Origin of the sequence: Streptomyces liangshanensis, assembly GCF_011694815.1 — a bacterium.
In the GTDB taxonomy this organism is placed as follows: Bacteria; Actinomycetota; Actinomycetes; order Streptomycetales; family Streptomycetaceae; genus Streptomyces; species Streptomyces liangshanensis.
This window is the reverse complement of record NZ_CP050177.1, coordinates 6078123-6096054: the sequence shown is the minus strand read 5'-3', so window position 1 is coordinate 6096054 and position 17932 is coordinate 6078123. Positions and strand designations below refer to the sequence as shown.

16 protein-coding genes are annotated in these 17932 nt (G+C 72.5%); 8 read left to right on the top strand and 8 right to left on the bottom strand.

Going from position 1 to position 17932, the window contains the following annotated elements; translation table 11 throughout:
- Nucleotides 1–71 precede the first annotated feature (71 nt).
- From HA039_RS26430 to HA039_RS26420, 3 genes are all read left to right on the top strand, one after another.
- Nucleotides 72–1007 carry an ABC transporter ATP-binding protein gene (locus HA039_RS26430; protein ID WP_167033861.1) on the top strand — a complete coding sequence of 312 codons (936 nt, stop codon included), beginning with the start codon at nt 72–74 and terminating at the stop codon, nt 1005–1007.
- On the top strand, nt 1004–1807 hold the full coding sequence (locus tag HA039_RS26425; protein ID WP_167033860.1) for an ABC transporter permease: 804 nt from the start codon (nt 1004–1006) through the stop codon (nt 1805–1807). The genes HA039_RS26430 and HA039_RS26425 overlap by 4 nt, the downstream gene beginning before the upstream one ends.
- Nucleotides 1808–1964: 157 nt before the next feature.
- Nucleotides 1965–2936, top strand: a complete 972-nt coding sequence (locus tag HA039_RS26420) for a COX15/CtaA family protein (RefSeq protein WP_167033859.1) — start codon at nt 1965–1967, stop codon at nt 2934–2936.
- Here the strand turns inward: HA039_RS26420 and HA039_RS26415 are convergent.
- From HA039_RS26415 to HA039_RS26405, 3 genes are all read right to left on the bottom strand, one after another.
- Complete coding sequence (locus HA039_RS26415) at nt 2913–4037, bottom strand: amidohydrolase family protein (protein WP_167033858.1); 1125 nt, start codon at nt 4035–4037, stop codon at nt 2913–2915. The two genes, HA039_RS26420 and HA039_RS26415, sit on opposite strands and share 24 nt — an antisense overlap.
- A 76-nt stretch (nt 4038–4113) precedes the next feature.
- On the bottom strand, nt 4114–4467 hold the full coding sequence (locus HA039_RS26410; protein WP_167033857.1) for a hypothetical protein: 354 nt from the start codon (nt 4465–4467) through the stop codon (nt 4114–4116).
- Between the two features lie 72 nt (nt 4468–4539).
- Nucleotides 4540–5487 (bottom strand): heme o synthase, encoded by a 948-nt coding sequence (locus HA039_RS26405; RefSeq protein ID WP_167033856.1) that lies wholly within the window; start codon nt 5485–5487, stop codon nt 4540–4542.
- A gap of 292 nt (nt 5488–5779) precedes the next feature.
- Between HA039_RS26405 and tkt the strand changes: the two genes are divergently transcribed.
- The 5 genes from tkt to pgl are packed head-to-tail and all read left to right on the top strand — an operon-like array spanning nt 5780 to nt 12331.
- Complete coding sequence (gene tkt / locus HA039_RS26400; protein ID WP_167033855.1) at nt 5780–7855, top strand: transketolase; 2076 nt, start codon at nt 5780–5782, stop codon at nt 7853–7855.
- Nucleotides 7856–7889: 34 nt separating this feature from the next.
- Complete coding sequence (gene tal, locus HA039_RS26395) at nt 7890–9008, top strand: transaldolase (RefSeq protein WP_167033854.1); 1119 nt, start codon at nt 7890–7892, stop codon at nt 9006–9008.
- A 4-nt stretch (nt 9009–9012) separates the two neighbouring features.
- Nucleotides 9013–10545: a glucose-6-phosphate dehydrogenase gene (zwf, locus tag HA039_RS26390; RefSeq protein ID WP_167033853.1), complete on the top strand. Its 1533-nt coding sequence runs from the start codon at nt 9013–9015 to the stop codon at nt 10543–10545.
- Nucleotides 10542–11552, top strand: coding sequence for a glucose-6-phosphate dehydrogenase assembly protein OpcA (gene opcA / locus HA039_RS26385; RefSeq protein ID WP_167033852.1), 1011 nt, complete (start codon nt 10542–10544; stop codon nt 11550–11552). The genes zwf and opcA overlap by 4 nt, the downstream gene beginning before the upstream one ends.
- Nucleotides 11549–12331: a 6-phosphogluconolactonase gene (gene pgl, locus HA039_RS26380; protein WP_167033851.1), complete on the top strand. Its 783-nt coding sequence runs from the start codon at nt 11549–11551 to the stop codon at nt 12329–12331. The genes opcA and pgl overlap by 4 nt, the downstream gene beginning before the upstream one ends.
- Before the next feature lie 99 nt (nt 12332–12430).
- On the opposite strand, the gene HA039_RS26375 is transcribed toward pgl, so the two are convergent.
- From HA039_RS26375 to HA039_RS26355, 5 genes are all read right to left on the bottom strand, one after another.
- Nucleotides 12431–13966, bottom strand: coding sequence for a PH domain-containing protein (locus tag HA039_RS26375; RefSeq protein WP_167033850.1), 1536 nt, complete (start codon nt 13964–13966; stop codon nt 12431–12433).
- Nucleotides 13963–14481: a PH domain-containing protein gene (locus HA039_RS26370; protein ID WP_167033849.1), complete on the bottom strand. Its 519-nt coding sequence runs from the start codon at nt 14479–14481 to the stop codon at nt 13963–13965. The genes HA039_RS26375 and HA039_RS26370 overlap by 4 nt, the downstream gene beginning before the upstream one ends.
- A gap of 3 nt (nt 14482–14484) precedes the next feature.
- Nucleotides 14485–16137 carry a glucose-6-phosphate isomerase gene (gene pgi / locus HA039_RS26365; RefSeq protein WP_167033848.1) on the bottom strand — a complete coding sequence of 551 codons (1653 nt, stop codon included), beginning with the start codon at nt 16135–16137 and terminating at the stop codon, nt 14485–14487.
- 57 nt (nt 16138–16194) lie between these two features.
- The gene (locus HA039_RS26360) at nt 16195–17415 is read right to left on the bottom strand and encodes an MFS transporter (RefSeq protein WP_167033847.1); all 1221 of its coding nucleotides are present in this window, start codon (nt 17413–17415) and stop codon (nt 16195–16197) included.
- Nucleotides 17416–17570: 155 nt separating this feature from the next.
- A complete protein-coding gene (locus HA039_RS26355) occupies nt 17571–17906 on the bottom strand; it encodes an RNA polymerase-binding protein RbpA (protein ID WP_078615979.1) in 336 nt (111 codons plus the stop codon).
- Nucleotides 17907–17932: the final 26 nt, after the last annotated feature.

The following is a 17932-nucleotide window of genomic DNA, read 5'->3' as shown; positions in this document are numbered from 1 at the left end:
CGGGCGGTTACGGCGACCGCATTCCGGCCCCGGGGCCCCGGCGCCCTCCCCCGCTGCCTAGACTCCCCGCTATGCACAGCGTCGCCGGCGAACCCGTGGTCGAGATCCGGGGACTGATCAAACGGTACGGCGGGAAGACCGCGCTCGACGGCCTGGACCTGCGGATCGGGGCCGGTACGGTCACCGCGGTCCTCGGCCCCAACGGCGCCGGCAAGACCACCACGGTCGAGATCTGCGAGGGCTACCGGCGGCCGGACGCCGGCACGGTACGGGTCCTCGGCCTCGACCCCGTCGCCGACGCGGCGCGGCTGCGCCCCCGCATCGGCGTGATGCTCCAGTCCGGTGGCGTCTACTCCGGGGCGCGCGCCGGCGAGATGCTCCGCCACATGGCCCGGCTGCACGCCCATCCCCTGGACGTCGACGCGCTGATCGAGCGCCTCGGCCTCGGCGACTGCGGCCGTACGACCTACCGGCGGCTGTCCGGCGGCCAGCAGCAGCGGCTCGCCCTGGCCCTCGCTGTCGTGGGCCGCCCCGAACTGGTCTTCCTGGACGAGCCGACCGCCGGGCTCGACCCGCAGGCCCGCCGCTCCACCTGGGACCTGGTCCGCGAGCTGCGGGGCGACGGCGTCGGGGTCGTCCTCACCACCCACTTCATGGACGAGGCCGAACAGCTCGCCGACGACGTCGTGATCGTCGACGCGGGCCGGGTCATCGCCCAGGGCAGCCCCGAGGACCTGTGCCGGGGCGGCGCCGAGAACACCCTGCGCTTCACCGGCCGCCCGGGGCTCGACCTCGGCTCGCTGCTCAAGGCGCTGCCCGACGGCACCGCCGCCGCCGAGCTGACGCCGGGCGCGTACCGCATCGGCGGCACGATCGACCCGCAGCTGCTCGCCACCGTCACCTCCTGGTGCGCGCAGCACGGCGTGATGGCGTCGGGGATAGCGGTGGAGCGGCACACGCTGGAGGACGTCTTCCTCGAACTGACCGGCAAGGAGCTGCGGCGATGAGCACCGGTACGAGCCCGGGGACCGGCCTGCGCGCGGGCGGCGCCACGTACGCCCCGGCGCCCGGCGCGGCGCCGCTGGCGCGCATGATCGCCGCGCAGACGGCGTTCGAGACGAAGCTGCTGCTGCGCAACGGCGAACAGCTCCTGCTGACCGTGATCATCCCCTCGCTCCTGCTGGTGCTGTTCTCGACGGTCGACGTCGTGGACACCGGCGCGGGCAAAGCGGTGGACTTCCTGGCGCCCGGCGTCCTGGCGCTCGCCGTGATGTCGACGGCGTTCACCGGACAGGCGATCGCGACGGGCTTCGAGCGGCGGTACGGGGTGCTCAAGCGCCTCGCCGCGTCACCGCTGCCGCGCTGGGCGCTGATGACCGCCAAGACGCTGTCCGTGCTGGTCACGGAGGTGCTCCAGGTCGTCCTGCTGACGGTGATCGCGTTCGCCCTGGGGTGGTCGCCGCACGGCAACCCCCTGGTGGTCCTGCTGCTCCTCGTGCTGGGCACGGCGGCGTTCTCGGGCCTCGGCCTGCTGATGGCGGGGACCCTCAAGGCGGAGGCGACGCTCGCCGCCGCGAACCTGGTCTTCCTGCTGCTGCTGGTGGGCGGCGGGGTGATCGTGCCGCTGGACCGGTTCCCGGACGGGGCGCAGACCGTGCTCGGCCTCCTGCCGATCTCGGCGCTCTCCGACGGGCTGCGGGACGTGCTCCAGCACGGCGCCGGGACCCCGTGGGGGGACCTCGGGATCCTGGCGGTCTGGGCGGCGGCGGGGCTCGGCGCGGCGGGCACGTTCTTCCGCTGGGAGTGAGCGTCCGGCTCCCGTCGGGAGTGGGCGTCCGGCTTGCGTCGGGAGTGGGCGTACGGCACGGCGTGCACCGGGCGGTCGGGCGCACCTCACGCGGCGCCGGCCGCCAAGACGCGGCTTACGTACCCCTCGTGAAAACCCGCACAAGCTCCCGCCTACGATGGTTGCCGTGTTGACCCCCCTCGCCTACATCGCCCGGCGCTGGACGCCTTCGCCCCGTACGCTCCAGCGCGCCGCCCTCGGCGCCGTGTTGATGAGCGTGGTGATCGTCGTCACCGGCGGCGCGGTACGGCTGACCGGTTCCGGACTCGGCTGCGACACCTGGCCCAAGTGCACCGACAACAGCCTCGTCGCCACCCCCGAGCAGGGCATCCACGGCGCCATCGAGTTCAGCAACCGCATGCTGACGTACGTGCTGTGCGCGGCCGTCGGCTGGGCGATCATCGCGGCGCGCTCCGCGAAGCCCCGGCGGCGCGGGCTCTCCCGGCTCGCCTGGTCGCAGTTCTGGATCGTCATGGGCAACGCCGTGCTCGGCGGGGTCACCGTCCTCGCGGGCCTCAACCCCTGGACGGTGGCGGGGCATCTGCTGCTCGCCATGACCCTCCTGACGGTCACCACGGTGACCTGGCTGCGCACCCGCGAGGGCGACGGCACCCCCCGCCCGCGTGTCCCCCGCCCCGTACGGAAGCTGTCGTGGGCGCTGACCGCGTCCACGGTCGTCCTGCTCGTGGCGGGCACGGCGGTGACCGGTTCCGGGCCGCACGCGGGCGACAGCAGCGACGTCCCGCGGATGCCGTTCGACTGGACGACCACCGCCCATGTCCACACCGCCGCCGCCTGGGTCGTCTGCGCGCTGTCCCTCGCGATGTGGCTGGTGCTGCGCGTCGTCGACGCCCCGGCGGACACCCGGGTGATCGCCCGGAACCTGCTGCTGGTGCTGCTCGCGCAGGGCGCGATCGGCTACGTCCAGTACTTCACGGACGTCCCGGCCGTGCTGGTCGGCTTCCACATGCTGGGGTCGTGCCTGGTGTGGGTCGGGGTCGTGCGGGTGGCGATGAGCCAGCGCGAGCGTCCGGTGACCACCGCGGAGATCCCCGCCCAGCCCGACTCACGGCTGTCCGCGGCCGTCTGACAGCCCGTAGAGCCGGCGGGCGTTGCCCGCCGCGATCATCTCGGCGACCCGCCGCGCGTCGGTGAGCGACCACGCCCCGTCGGCGACCCAGCCGCCGAGGACCCGGACCAGCGCCTCGCGGAACACCCGGGCGCCGACCACGTGCAGTTCGGGCAGCGCCCGCGCCCCGCTGGAGAACAACAGCTTCCCGAACGGGGCCAGTTCCAGGATCTCCGCCAGGACGGCCGCGGCGCGCGCCCCCGTGTGCGCGAGAGCCGGCCCGAGGTCGGCGTACACATGCGGGAAGACGCTCGTCAGGTGCGCCGCGTGCCGGTGGTACGGGTAGGCCCCCAGCAGCACCAGATCGGTGCCGAGCCCGGCCGTGGCGCTCGCGAACGCGGTGACCAGCGCCGGGTCGGCGCCGCCCGCCGGGGCGCGGGCGTCGCGCGCGCCGGTGTGCAGTTGCAGCGGGAGCCCCGAGCCGAGGGCGAGCCAGAGCAGGTGCCGCAGCAGCACCGGGTCGTCCAGCGGGCCGCCGGGCCCGCGCACCGTGAGCCAGTGGCCCGCCGCCGCCCGTACCTCGGCGTGCGCGGGCGGTTCGGGGGCCAGGGCGGGCCCGTGCCGTACTCCTGCCACGGAGGTGAAGGCGACGGCCGTCGCGGCCGCGTCGTGGACGGACTCGGCGAGGCGGGACAGCAGGTCGGCGACTCCGCAGGAGGCGTCGGCGACCCGCTCGGCGAGGGGTTCGAGTCGGACGATCTCCCGGGCGTCGGCGGCGCCGGCGGCGGCGATCTCGCCGGGTCCTGTCAGTTCGCCGGGCAGTCCGGTGTCCACCAGGTAGGTGGTGACCCCGGTGGAGCGCAGCAGCCGTCGGCCGGACTCCAGGACGCCCAGCTCGCGGCGGCGCGCGAGGTAGTGCGCGGGCGGGCAGTGCGCTTCGAGGCCGAGGAGCGGCGGGCACCAGCGCCGTACGGCGAAGCCGGTCTGGGTGTCGAAGAAGGTGGTGCCCGGGGCGGCGGGTCCCACCCGGCCGCCGAGCTGGGCCTCGAAGGTGCCGAGGCCCAGCTCCGTGCGGAGCACGCCGTGGCAGTACTGGTCCACGAGGGACAGTGATTCGATCATCGGGATTCCCGTCGTGGACCGTACTCCTACAGTCCTAACGGGTGAGGGGCGATCCGGTCGCGGCCCGGGACCCGGCTCAGCGGTTCCCGTGTCCGCCGACCTGGATGCCCGCCATGCGGGACCACTCGTACCGCCCGGTGCGTACCTTCGCGGCGAACTCGCCGTCGAAGGATTCGTGCAGGGTGAGCCCCGCCTTCTCGGCCGCGCTCAGCGCGACCCCGTGGGAGGGGGCGACGAGGTCGCCCCAGCCGCCGTCCTCGCCGACGAGCACGATGCGCGTGCCGGCCTGCCCGAGGTACGCGAGCTGTCCCTCGGCGCCGCCGTGCTTCCTGGCGAACGCGCCGATGTGCTTGGCCAGCCGCGCGGCGCGCCGCTCGTCGCGGGCGTCGCCCTGTCCGGTGTCTGCCGTGTCGCCGTCTGTCTCTGCCATGGCCCCGATGCTACCGACGGGTAACGGTTCGGGCCACCGCAGGCCCCGGCCGCCCCGGAAAGGAGGACGGCGCTACCGCAGGAAGGGATCGACCGCCACGGCGACGAACAAGAGGGAAACATAGGTGATCGACCAGTGGAACAGTCGCATCTCCTTGAGCTTCGCCCCGGTCACCCCGGACTTCGCCCGCGACTGGAGGCCGTGCGCCTCCCAGAGCCACCAGCCGCCCGCCACCAGCGCCACCGACGTGTAGAACCAGCCGGTGTAGCCGAGGGGGGTCAGCAGCAGCGACACCGCGACCATCACCCAGCTGTAGGCGACGATCTGGCGGGCCACCACCCGATTGGACGCCACGACCGGCAGCATCGGGACGCCCACGCGCGCGTAGTCGTCCTTCACCTTCATGGACAGCGGCCAGTAGTGCGGGGGCGTCCAGAAGAAGATGACGAGGAAGAGGATGACCGCGGCCCAGGACACCGAGTCGGTCACCGCCGACCAGCCGATCAGCACCGGCATGCAGCCAGCGATGCCGCCCCAGACGATGTTCTGCGAGGTACGGCGTTTGAGGATCATCGTGTAGACGACGACGTAGAAGAGCAGCGCGCCCAGGGACAGCGCCGCCGAGAGCCAGTTGACCAGCAGCCCGAACCACAGCGTCGACACCACGGCGAGCGTGAACCCGAACGCCAGGCACTCGCGCGGCGAGACCATGCCGGTGACCAGGGGACGCTGCGACGTACGGTCCATCAGCGCGTCGATGTCCCGGTCGATGTACATGTTGAGCGCGTTGGCGCCGCCCGCGGAGAGATACCCGCCGACACACGTGGTGACCACGAGCCAGAGATCCGGCACCCCTTGGGTGGCCAGGAACATCACCGGGACCGTGGTGATGAGCAGGAGCTCGATGATCCTCGGCTTGGTCAGCGCCACGAACGCCAGGACGCGGGCTCTGAGCGGCCGACGGCCCCCCGGACTCGGAGTCTGGACGACCCCTGCGGGTCGGGACTCGACGGCTGTCACGTACACCCCTGACAGAGAAACCCAGCAAGCTCCGGGCGTGAAGACCCGGTAAAGGCTTGCGCGTACCACGTCACTCTAGACGTTGCCCAGATGCCGTTCTTCGCGGGGGTCGGGTCGTGTTGGGGGTACTCCCGCGCCCCCGTTCGCCGTGCCGGGAGGCGAAGTGCGCGGACCCGTCGCACCCTGGAAAGGCACTCGAAAAGATGGTCTGGCCGCGAGGGTAGGCTCAACGGCGAACCGGTTTGCCCTCAGAGCACCGGGCTTGACATGTGGAGAGGAGCCCTGACTCAGGGTGAGCATCAAGCCGACCACCACAGACCTCGAGTGGACCGATCTGGACAGTCGGGCAGTCGACACCGCGCGCGTCCTTGCCATGGATTCCGTACAGAAGGTCGGCAACGGCCATCCCGGTACGGCCATGAGCCTGGCGCCCGCCGCCTACCTGCTGTTCCAGAAACTCATGCGGCACGACCCGGCGGATGCCGAGTGGACCGGTCGTGACCGGTTCGTCCTCTCACCGGGGCACACCTCTCTGACCCTCTACATCCAGCTCTTCCTCGCCGGGTACGGCCTGGACCTGGCCGACCTGGAGGCCTTCCGGACCTGGGGTTCGAGGACCCCGGGCCACCCGGAGTACGGCCACACGGTCGGTGTCGAGACCACCACGGGCCCGCTCGGACAGGGTGTGGCGAACGCGGTGGGCATGGCGATGGCCGCCCGTTACGAGCGTGGGCTGTACGACCCCGAGGCGGCGGCCGGCACCTCGCCGTTCGACCACACCATCTGGGTCGTCGTGGGCGACGGCTGCCTCCAGGAGGGTGTCTCCGCGGAGGCGTCCTCGCTGGCGGGCCACCAGAAGCTCGGCAACCTCGTCGTCCTGTGGGACGACAACCACATCTCCATCGAGGGCGACACGGAGACGGCCGTCTCCGAGGACACCCTCAAGCGGTACGAGGCCTACGGCTGGCACGTGCAGCGGGTCGACCAGCTGCCGAACGGCGACTTGGACCCGAAGGGCCTGTACGAGGCGCTGAGGGCGGCGCAGGCCGAGACCGACCGCCCGTCGTTCATCGCGGCCCGCTCGATCATCGCCTGGCCGGCCCCGAACGCGCAGAACACCGAGGCCGCGCACGGCTCGGCGCTCGGCGGCGACGAGGTCGCGGCCACGAAGCGCGTGCTCGGCTTCGACCCGGAGAAGTCCTTCGTCGTGGCGGACGAGGTGCTCGCGCACACCCGCGAGGCCCTCGACCGCGGCCGCGAGACGCGCGGCGAGTGGGACAAGCTGTTCGCGGCGTGGCGTACGGCCAACCCCGAGCGCGCCGCGACGTTCGACCGGGTCCGCGCGGGCGAGCTGCCCGCCGGCTGGGAGGACAGCCTGCCGGTCTTCGAGACGGGCAAGTCCCTTGCCACGCGCGCCGCGTCGGGCAAGGTGCTCCAGGCGCTCGGCGAGGTCGTCCCCGAGCTGTGGGGCGGCTCCGCCGACCTCGCGGGCTCGAACAACACCACGATCGACAAGACGTCGTCGTTCCTCCCCGAGGGCAACCCCCTTCCGGAGGCGGACCCGTACGGCCGCACGGTGCACTACGGCATCCGCGAGCACTCCATGGGCGCGACGATGAACGGCATCGCGCTGCACGGCAACACCCGTATCTACGGCGGCACCTTCCTGGTGTTCTCCGACTACATGCGGCCGTCCGTCCGGCTCGCCGCGCTGATGCGCGTGCCGGTCACCTACGTGTGGACGCACGACTCGATCGGCCTCGGCGAGGACGGTCCGACGCACCAGCCGGTCGAGCACCTCTCCGTGCTGCGGGCGATCCCGGGCCTGAACATCGTCCGTCCCGCCGACGCCAACGAGACGGCGATCGCGTGGGCCGAGATCCTCAAGCGGCACCCGAAGCGCGCGCCGCACGGTCTGGCGCTGACCCGCCAGGGCGTGCCGACGTACGAGGCCGACGTGAACGCGGCCAAGGGCGGGTACGTCCGCTTCGAGGCCGAGGGCGGCCCCGCGCAGGTCGTACTGATCGGTACGGGCTCCGAGCTCCAGCTGGCCGTCGAGGCCCGTGAGCTGCTCCAGGCGGACGGCATCCCGACGCGGGTCGTGTCGATGCCGTCGGTGGAGTGGTTCGACGAGCAGGACCAGGCGTACCGGGACGCCGTACTGCCGCCGTCCGTGAAGGCGCGGGTGGCGGTCGAGGCCGGGATCGGCCTGACCTGGCACCGTTTTGTCGGCGACGCGGGACGCATCGTGTCGCTGGAGCACTTCGGGGCATCCGCGGACGCGAAGGTGCTGTTCCGCGAGTTCGGTTTCACCGCCGAGGCGGTCGCCACGGCCGCTCGGGAATCACTGGAAGCCTCCGCGCGCTGACGCCGGTATACGAACCTCAGGAGATGTATTTCTCATGACAGACGCACTCAAGCGCCTCTCCGACGAAGGCGTCGCGATCTGGCTCGACGACCTGTCGCGCAAGCGCATCACGTCCGGCAACCTCGCCGAACTGATCGACCAGCAGCACGTGGTGGGCGTCACCACCAACCCGTCGATCTTCCAGAAGGCCATCTCGGAGGGCGACGGGTACGACACCCAGCTCACCGAGCTGGCCGCCCGCCGGGTCACGGTCGAAGAGGCCATCCGCATGATCACGACGGCGGACGTCCGCGACGCCGCCGACATCCTGCGCCCGGTCTTCGACCGGACCGAGGGCCAGGACGGCCGGGTCTCGATCGAGGTGGACCCGCGCCTGGCCCACAACACGACGGCGACCATCGCCGAGGCCAAGCAGCTGGCGTGGCTGGTGGACCGGCCGAACACGCTCATCAAGATCCCGGCGACCGAGGCGGGCCTGCCGGCGATCACCGAGACCATCGGCCGGGGCATCAGCGTCAACGTCACGCTGATCTTCTCGCTGGCGCGCTACCGCGCGGTCATGGACGCGTACCTCGCGGGTCTGGAGAAGGCGAAGGCCGCGGGCCTGGACCTCTCGAAGATCCACTCGGTGGCGTCCTTCTTCGTGTCCCGTGTGGACACCGAGATCGACAAGCGGCTCGACGCGCTGGGCACGGACGAGGCGAAGGCGGCGCGCGGCAAGGCCGCCCTCGCCAACGCCCGGCTGGCGTACGAGGCGTACGAGGAGGTCTTCTCCTCGGACCGCTGGGCGGCCCTGGACCGCGCGCAGGCCAACAAGCAGCGTCCGCTGTGGGCCTCGACGGGCGTCAAGGACCCGGCGTACAAGGCGACCCTGTACGTGGACGAGCTGGTCGCGCCGAACACGGTGAACACCATGCCGGAAGCCACGCTGGACGCCACCGCGGACAGCGGCCGCATCACCGGTGACACGGTGCGCGGCACGTACGACCAGGCACGCGCGGACCTCGAAGCCGTCGAGAAGCTGGGGATCTCGTACGACGAGGTCGTCCAGCTCCTGGAGGACGAGGGCGTCGAGAAGTTCGAGGGCGCCTGGACCGACCTGCTCAAGTCGACCGAGGCGGAGCTCAAGCGCCTCGCCCCTTCGGAGGGCTGATCCCTTGACCGCAACCCACGGAGCGAACCCGCTCCGTGACGCCGCGGACCGACGGCTCCCGCTCATCGCGGGGCCGTCGGGCCTGGTCATCTTTGGCGTCACGGGCGATTTGTCCCGCAAAAAGCTGATGCCCGCCATCTATGACCTCGCCAACCGCGGCCTGCTCCCGCCGGGCTTCTCGCTCGTCGGTTTCGCGCGCCGCGAATGGCAGGACGAGGACTTCGCACAGGAGGTCCACGACGCCGTCAAGGAGCACGCGCGCACCCCGTTCCGCGAGGAGGTCTGGCAGCAGCTCGTCCAGGGGATGCGCTTCGTCCAGGGCAACTTCGACGACGACGAGGCGTTCGAGAACCTCAAGGCGACGATCGACGACCTGGACAAGAAGCAGGGGACGGGCGGCAACTTCGCCTTCTACCTCTCCGTACCGCCGAAGTTCTTCCCGCAGGTCGTCCAGCAGCTCAAGAAGCACGGGCTGGCCGACCAGAAGAAGGGCTCCTGGCGCCGCGCGGTCATCGAGAAGCCGTTCGGGCACGACCTGGAGTCGGCGCAGGCCCTCAACAAGGTCGTGCACGAGGTCTTCCCGTCCAACGAGGTCTTCCGGATCGACCACTACCTCGGCAAGGAGACCGTCCAGAACATCCTGGCGCTCCGCTTCGCCAACACCCTCTTCGAGCCGATCTGGAACCGGTCGTACGTCGACCACGTGCAGATCACGATGGCCGAGGACATCGGCATCGGCGGCCGCGCCGGGTACTACGACGGCATCGGCGCCGCCCGGGACGTCATCCAGAACCACCTGCTCCAGCTGCTCGCGCTGACCGCGATGGAGGAGCCCGCCTCCTTCGACGCGGACGCGCTCGCCGCGGAGAAGACCAAGGTGCTCGGGGCCGTACGGCTGCCCGCGGACCTCGGCGCCGACACGGTGCGCGGGCAGTACGCCGCGGGCTGGCAGGGCGGCGAGAAGGCCGTGGGCTACCTCCAGGAAGACGGCATCGACCCCAAGTCGAAGACCGACACCTACGCCGCGGTGAAGGTGGAGATCGACAACCGGCGCTGGGCCGGCGTCCCCTTCTACCTCCGTACCGGCAAGCGCCTCGGCCGCCGCGTCACGGAGATCGCGGTGGTCTTCCAGCGGGCCCCGCACTCCCCCTTCGACCACACGGCCACGGAGGAGCTGGGGCAGAACGCCCTGGTCATCCGGGTCCAGCCGGACGAGGGCGTGACCATGCGCTTCGGCTCGAAGGTCCCCGGCACCGCGATGGAGGTGCGGGACGTCTCGATGGACTTCGCGTACGGCGAGTCCTTCACGGAGTCGAGCCCCGAGGCGTACGAGCGGCTCATCCTCGATGTGCTGCTCGGCGACTCGAACCTCTTCCCGCGCACGGAGGAGGTCGAGCTGTCCTGGAAGATCCTCGACCCGATCGAGCGGTACTGGGACGCGCACGGAAAGCCCGCGCAGTACGAGTCCGGGACCTGGGGTCCGGTCGAGGCGGACGAAATGCTCGCACGACACGGACGGAGCTGGCGTCGGCCATGAAGATCGACCTTACGGACACCACGTCCAGCAAGATCAACAAGGCGCTGATCCAGGGCCGCAGGGCGATCGGCACCCCGGCCGTCGGCATGGTCCTGACCCTGGTCCTCGTCACCGACGAGGAGAACGCGTACGACGCGCTGAAGGCCGCCAACGACGCGTCCCGCGAGCACCCCTCGCGCAAGCTCGTCGTCATCAAGCGCGTCTCCCGCTCGGCGCGCGACCGCGCGAAGCCGCGCCTGGACGCCGAGGTGCGCCTCGGCGTGGAGGCCGGCACCGGCGAGACGGTCGTCCTGCGGCTGTACGGCGAGGTCATCGACCACGCCCAGTCGGTGGTCCTGCCGCTGCTGCTGCCGGACGCGCCCGTCGTCGTGTGGTGGGCGGTCAACGCGCCCGTCAACCCGGCGAAGGACCCGCTGGGCACCCTCGCGCAGCGCCGCGTGACGGACACGTACGCGGCGGAGCACCCGATCAAGGAGCTCAAGTCCCGCGCCGCCGTCTACACCCCCGGCGACACGGATCTCGCGTGGGCCAGGATCACCCCGTGGCGCTCGATGCTCGCGGCGGCCCTGGACCAGGTGGACTGCGCCGTCACCGAGGTCGAGGTGGAGGGCGAGGAGCTCAACGCGAGCGGGGAGCTGCTCGGCATGTGGCTCGCCGACCGGCTGCACGTACCGGTCAAGCGCACGGTCTCGGCGGGACCCGGCCTCACGTCCGTCAGGATGGAGACCGACTGCGGGCCGATCACGCTCAAGCGCCTGGACGGCACCCTCGCGACGCTGTCCATCGAGGGCCAGCCGGACCGGGCGGTCGCGCTCAACCGGCGTGACACCTCGGAGCTGATCGCGGAGGAGCTGCGCCGGCTCGACCCGGACGAGATCTACGCGTCGGCCCTGCGGTACGGCGTGGAGAAGCTCAGCGACGCGTCGGGACAGGCGGAGCCCACTCCGGAACCGGCCCCGGCGCCGGCGGCGAAGCGGGCCCCGGCGAAGAAGGCGGCCTCGAAGTGAGTGCCCCGCAACTGGTCGTCCACCGCGACAAGGAGCTGATGGCGCAGGCCACGGCGGCCCGGCTGATCACGAGGATCGTGGACGCCCAGGCCTCCCGGGGCTCCGCGTCGGTGGTGCTCACGGGCGGGCGCAACGGCAACGGCCTGCTGGCCGCGCTGGCGCAGGCGCCCGCGCGGGACGCGATCGACTGGTCGCGCCTCGACCTGTGGTGGGGCGACGAGCGCTTCCTGCCGGAGGGCGACCCGGACCGCAACGTCACCCAGGCCCGCGAGGCGCTGCTCGACTCGGTACCGCTGGACCCCGCACGGGTCCACGCGATGCCGGCGTCGGACGGCCCGTACGGGAACGACGTGGAGGCTGCCGCCGCCGCGTACGCGACCGAACTGGCCGCGGCCTCCCGGCCGGAGGACCACGCCCAGGTGCCGTCCTTCGACGTCCTGATGCTCGGGGTGGGCCCCGACACGCACGTGGCGTCGCTCTTCCCCGAGCTGCCCGGGGTACGGGAGACCGAGCGCACGGTGGTCGCCGTGCACGGCGCTCCCAAGCCGCCGCCGGTCCGCATCTCCCTGACCCTGCCCGCGATCCGCGCGGCGCACGAGGTGTGGCTGCTGGCGGCGGGCGCGGACAAGGCGGAGGCGGCGGAGATCGCCCTGTCGGGCGCGGGCGAGATCCAGGCCCCGGCGGCGGGCGCGTACGGCCGGGCGCGGACGCTCTGGCTGCTGGACGGGGACGCGGCGTCGAAGCTGCCGCGCGACCTCTATCCGCCGGCCGGCGCCTGACGCGCTGTCACCACGCTGGTGTGAAGGCCCGGTCCGCCCCTCAGGCGGACCGGGCCTTCCGCGTCCCCCGGACCGGATGCCGGCCGTTCGGGCCGTGGGTCACCCCGGCTCCAGGAACGGTTCCAGCAGGCCCGGGACCGCCTCCGCCGCGAAGGCCAGCCCCTCGCCCTGGGCCGCGTCCTTGATGGCGTACGCGCCCGCCCCGGCCGCCGTGGTCGCCGTCAGGGTGATCAGGCCGGCGCGGCGCTGGAAGTACGACTGGCGCACCGTCCAGCCGATCACACCGCCGCGCCGGAGCGCGACCGTCGTGCGCCTCAGCGTTCCGGAACGGGCCACCAGGTAGGCGCCGGTGGTGGCGTGCCCCAGGTTGCGGGCCGCGTCCAGGGCCAGCAGGAGGGCGAGCGGCAGCAGGACCGCTGTCGCCACCGCCGCCACGTACAGCAGCGCGTCGGTCAGGAGCAGGCCGAGGACGGCGAGGAGCGCGGCCGGCAGCAGCACGGCCGCCAGGGCGCGGCGCACCCGGCGCGAACGGGCCGCCCTGGGGTGGGGGATCAGCCGGGCGGTACGGGTCGGGGAGACGGGCTCGCGCAGGACCCGGGCCGCCAGCTCGTCCGCGAAGGCGCGCGGCGCGGCGGGCAGGAGCGTCCTGTGGTCGGCGTGCCCGTCCTCGTCGTCGTGGGCGAGGCCGGTGGCGACGGCGTCCAGCCGGGCCGCGCCGACGAGCCGGACGCCGATCGGCTCGACCAGTTCGACCCCGCGCAGCCGCCGCTCCTCGATGGAGACGGACCGGGAGGTGAGCAGTCCTCTGCGCACGCGCAGGGTGCCGCCGGGCTCCCGCTCCAACCGGTAGCCCCACCACATCTCGGTCCACAGGCCGAGGGCGCCGACCACGCCGGCCAGCCCGGCCGCCGTGACCAGGACGACGGCCGACCAGAGGAGCGGGGTGTCCCGCAGCCGCTCCGCCACCCAGTCGATCACCTCCGCCTGGGCGCCGAACCAGTCGCTGACCTGGAGGAGGCCGCCGGCCGCCGTACCGCCGAGCACGGGGGCGGCGAAGGAGAGCGGGGCGTACCGGACCCAGCCGGGGTCGAGGACGGCCAGCACGCCGTCGCGGCGCGGTCCCGGCTCCGCGGGCGTCCGGTCGAGCAGTTCCCTGCGGAGCCGCTCCCCCTCGGCCCTGCGGACCGCGTCGAGCTCCAGGGTGGACGCGTCGCCGGTGTGCTCGCCGGTGCCGATCCTGACCTTGACCAGGCCGAGGGAGCGCGGCAGGAGGCCGGCGGTGAGGTCGACGCTGCGTATGCGTTCGCGGGCCAGGGACCGGCGCTTGACCAGGAAGAGGCCGGTGTGGAATTCGACCCGTTCGGGTCCGACGCGGTAGCGGGTGCGGCGCCGGCGGACGTACGCGCCGGCGGTGCCGCAGGCCGCCAGGGCCGCCGTGCCGAGGAGGACCCAGGCGAGTGCCTCGCCCAGGGGCATGGGGCCGGTCGTCCCGACGGCGGTCGGTACCCCGGCGCCGAGGCCGACGCCCGCGAGGACGGTCGCGGTGACCAGCAGGCCGCGCCGGTCCAGCCGCCGCCACCCGTCGTCCTCCCCCGGGCTCACCTCGTCCTCCCCCGTGCCCCCCGCGTCGCTCATGTGGCGTCGCCGGGGGTGGCCTGGGCGATCCGGGTCAGCCGCTCGGCCAGCTCCGCGGCCGGCCGGTGGTCCAGCCCCGCGATGTGTACGGCGCCCTTGGCGGAGGCGGTCGTGACGATGACCGTGGAGAGCCGGAACAGCTGTTCCAGCGGGCCGCGCACGGTGTCCACGGTCTGAATCCGGGACATCGGCGCGATCCGCCACTCCTGCCGGAAGAAGCCGGTGCGGACGTAGACCGCCTCGTCGGTCACCTCCCAGCGGTGCACCCGGAACCACCACACCGGCAGGAACGCGGCGCCGAGGACACCGAGGACCGCCAGGGCGGCGGCGGGGACGAGCAGCCACGTCCGGGCGGGGGCGACGAGCGCCCCCGGCACGGCGAGCGGCACGACGGGGACAAGCGTCCACAGCAGCACCCTGGTGCGCCACCAGGCGACCGCGCGGGGGTCGAGCGTGTTGCGGGGCGGCCGCAGGCGCCGTTCCGCCTGCGGCCCGCCTATCCCGGGCGCGCTCATCGGTCAGCGGCCGCGCAGGGTGCGGTACGTGGCGACCAGCGCCGCCGTCGACGAGTCGAGGCCGTCACCGGCCTCGTCACCAGTGAGGACCGGTTCGATCTTCTTGGCGAGGACCTTGCCGAGCTCGACGCCCCACTGGTCGAAGGAGTCGATGTTCCAGACGGCGCCCTGGACGAAGACCTTGTGCTCGTACAGGGCGATCAGCTGGCCCAGCACGGACGGGGTCAGTTCCTCGGCGAGGATCGTGGTCGTGGGGTGGTTCCCGCGGAACGTCTTGTGCGGGACCAGCTCCTCGGGCACCCCCTCGGCCCGTACCTCCTCGGGGGACTTGCCGAACGCGAGCGCCTGCGTCTGCGCGAAGAAGTTGGCCATCAGCAGGTCGTGCTGGGCGACCAGGCCCGGCGCCAGGTCCGCGACGGGCCGGGCGAAACCGATGAAGTCGGCCGGGATGATCTTCGTGCCCTGGTGGATCAACTGGTAGTACGCGTGCTGGCCGTTGGTGCCCGGCGTGCCCCAGACGACCGGGCCGGTCTGCCAGTCCACGGGCTTGCCGTCACGGTCCACGGACTTGCCGTTGGACTCCATGTCCAGCTGCTGGAGGTACGCGGTGAACTTGGACAGGTAGTGGCTGTACGGCAGCACGGCGTGCGACTGGGCGTCGAAGAACGACCCGTACCAGATGCCCAACAGGCCCAGCAGCAGCGGCGCGTTGGACTCGGGCGGCGCGGTGCGGAAGTGCTCGTCGACGAGGTGGAAGCCGTCGAGCATCTCGCGGAAGCGGGCGGGGCCGATCGCGATCATCAGGGAGAGGCCGATGGCGGAGTCGTACGAGTACCGCCCGCCGACCCAGTCCCAGAACTCGAACATGTTGGCCGTGTCGATGCCGAAGTCGGCGACCTTCTCGCTGTTCGTGGAGAGCGCCACGAAGTGCCGGGCGACGGCCTCCTGGCCGGCCCGCAGCTCGGTGAGCAGCCAGTCGCGCGCGGAGGTGGCGTTGGTGATGGTCTCGATGGTGGTGAAGGTCTTGGAGGCGACGATGAACAGCGTCTCGGCCGCGTCCAGGTCCCGTACGGCCTCGTGCAGGTCGGCGCCGTCGACGTTCGACACGAAGCGGACCGTGAGGCCGCGGTCCGTGAAGGACTTGAGGGCCTCGTACGCCATCGCCGGGCCGAGGTCGGAGCCGCCGATGCCGATGTTGACGACGTTCTTGATGGGCCGGCCCGTGTGGCCGGTCCACTCGCCGCTCCTGATCCGGTCGGCGAACGCGGCCATCTTGTCCAGGACCGCGTGCACGGCCGGTACGACGTTCTCCCCGTCGACCTCGACGACGGCGTCCCGGGGGGCGCGCAGCGCGGTGTGCAGGACGGCGCGGTCCTCGGTGGTGTTGATCTTCTCGCCGCGGAACATCGCGTCCCGCAGCTCGCTCACCCCGGTGGCCGCGGCCAGCTCGCGCAGCAGCGCCAGCGTCTCGTCCGTCACCAGGTGCTTCGAGTAGTCCAGGTGGAGATCGCCGACCCGGAGGGTGTAGTCGGTGCCGCGCGCCGGTGTCGAGGCGAACAGCTCCCGCAGACCCGTCTGGCCCAACTGCTCCCGGTGCTTGCCCAGTGCGGCCCACTCGGGCGTGCGATTGAGCCTGCTACGGCTTTCTGCGTTCATTCGGACATCAGCCCACTTCTGCTCGTACGTGCGTGCTGCTCCTACTTCCCCTCCAACCTAATTGATCAGACGTGCCAGCGACGCGACGGCCGGTACGAAGAGCGCGGCGGCCACCAGGGCGGGTGTGTTGAGCCCCCATCCGGCCGCCGCGGCGCCGCCGAGGAGCGCGCCGAGCGGCGCCCCGGCGACGGCGAGGGTACGGAAGGCGGCGCTGATCCGGCCCAGCGCGGGAGCCGGGCTCCGCTCCTGCACGAGCGTCGCCTGGTTGACGTTCCACACCATGCCGCACAGCCCGAAGACCACCAGGCACACCACGGTGACCCACAACTCCCGCACCGTGCCCAGGGCGAGCAGCGCACCGGTCTGGACGGTGCCGGCGAGGAGGACGGCCCGTATCCGCCCGGTCCGCTCGGCGAGCCGCCGGGCGAGCAGGCCGCCCAGCACGCTCCCCGCCCCGTACCCGGCGACCGCGAGCGCGTACCCGCCGTGGCCCGCGCCCAGCCAGCCCGTGACGTGCAGGACGAGCGTGGCGATCAGGGCGCCCATCCCGATGTTGCAGAGGGTCGTGGCCACGCACAGCCCGCGCAGGGTCCGGTCGCGCCACAGGAGGCCCAGCCCCTCGGCGATCTCCCCGCGCAGGGTGGAGCCGTCCTTGCGGGCCTGCCGTGGTGCCGGGTCGGCCCGCAGGGAGGCGACGAGCAGCGCGGCCACGCCGTAGGTCGCCGCGTCGGCCGCGTACGGGAGGGAGGCGCCGCCGAGCAGCAGCACGGGCACCAGGGGCGCGGCGACGAACGTGCCGGCGATCTGCTGTCCGGTCATCAGCCGGGCGTTGGCGCTCCCCAGCGCCCCGGGCGGCACGAGGGAGGGCAGCAGGGCCGTCGCCGCGTTGTCGAAGAGCGTCTGGAAGGTGGTGAGCACGAAGGCGAGGACGACGAGCAGGGCGACGGAGGCGTGGCCCAGGGCGACGGCCACCGCGAAGGCCGCCATGAGCACGCCCCGGAGCAGGTCGACGCCCCACATCGCCCGCCGCTGGTCGACCCGGTCGGCGATCGCCCCGCCGAGCAGTCCGAACAGCAGCCACGGCAGGTAGCCGCAGGCGGTCACCGAGGCGATCAGGAGCGGGTCGTCGGTGAGCGTGGTGGCGAGGAGCGGCATCGCGGCCGTCCGCAGCGCGTCCCCGAACCGGGAGACCACCGCGGCGGACCACAGCCGCCCGAACCCGCCGCGCCACGCGGGCGCCCGTACCTCCGCCGCTCCCGCCACGTCCGCGACCGACACCGCGCCCCCTCACCGTTCTCACCGTTCGTGTCCGACGGTTCACACGGTAGGGGGAGGCACTGACAACGCGGCCGGGAAACGGTCCGGCCGGGTCACCTCGTGCGGTGACCCGGCCGGACCGGATTGTCCTGAACTCGCGGCTGTGGGGACGGACCCTAGATCTCGCCGCGGAGCTTGGCGAGCGCCTCCGCGAGGATCGCCTCGCCGTCCGCGTCGCTCCGCCGCTCACGTACGTAGGCGAGGTGCGTCTTGTACGGCTCGGTGCGCGGCGGGTCCGGCGGGTTGTCCCGGTCCTGGCCGGCCGGGAAACCGCAGCGCGGGCAGTCCCACGTCTCCGGAACCTGCGCGTCGCTGGCGAAGCTCGGCACCGTCTCGTGCCCGTTGGAGCACCAGAAGGAGATGCGCAGGCGTGGCGCGGACTCGCCACGCTCGGCCTCACCCATCGGCCCCGCTCCGACCCGGCTTCCCCGGATCGCGTTGCCACTTGCCACGGTCGTAACTCCCTGCGTGATGGTGC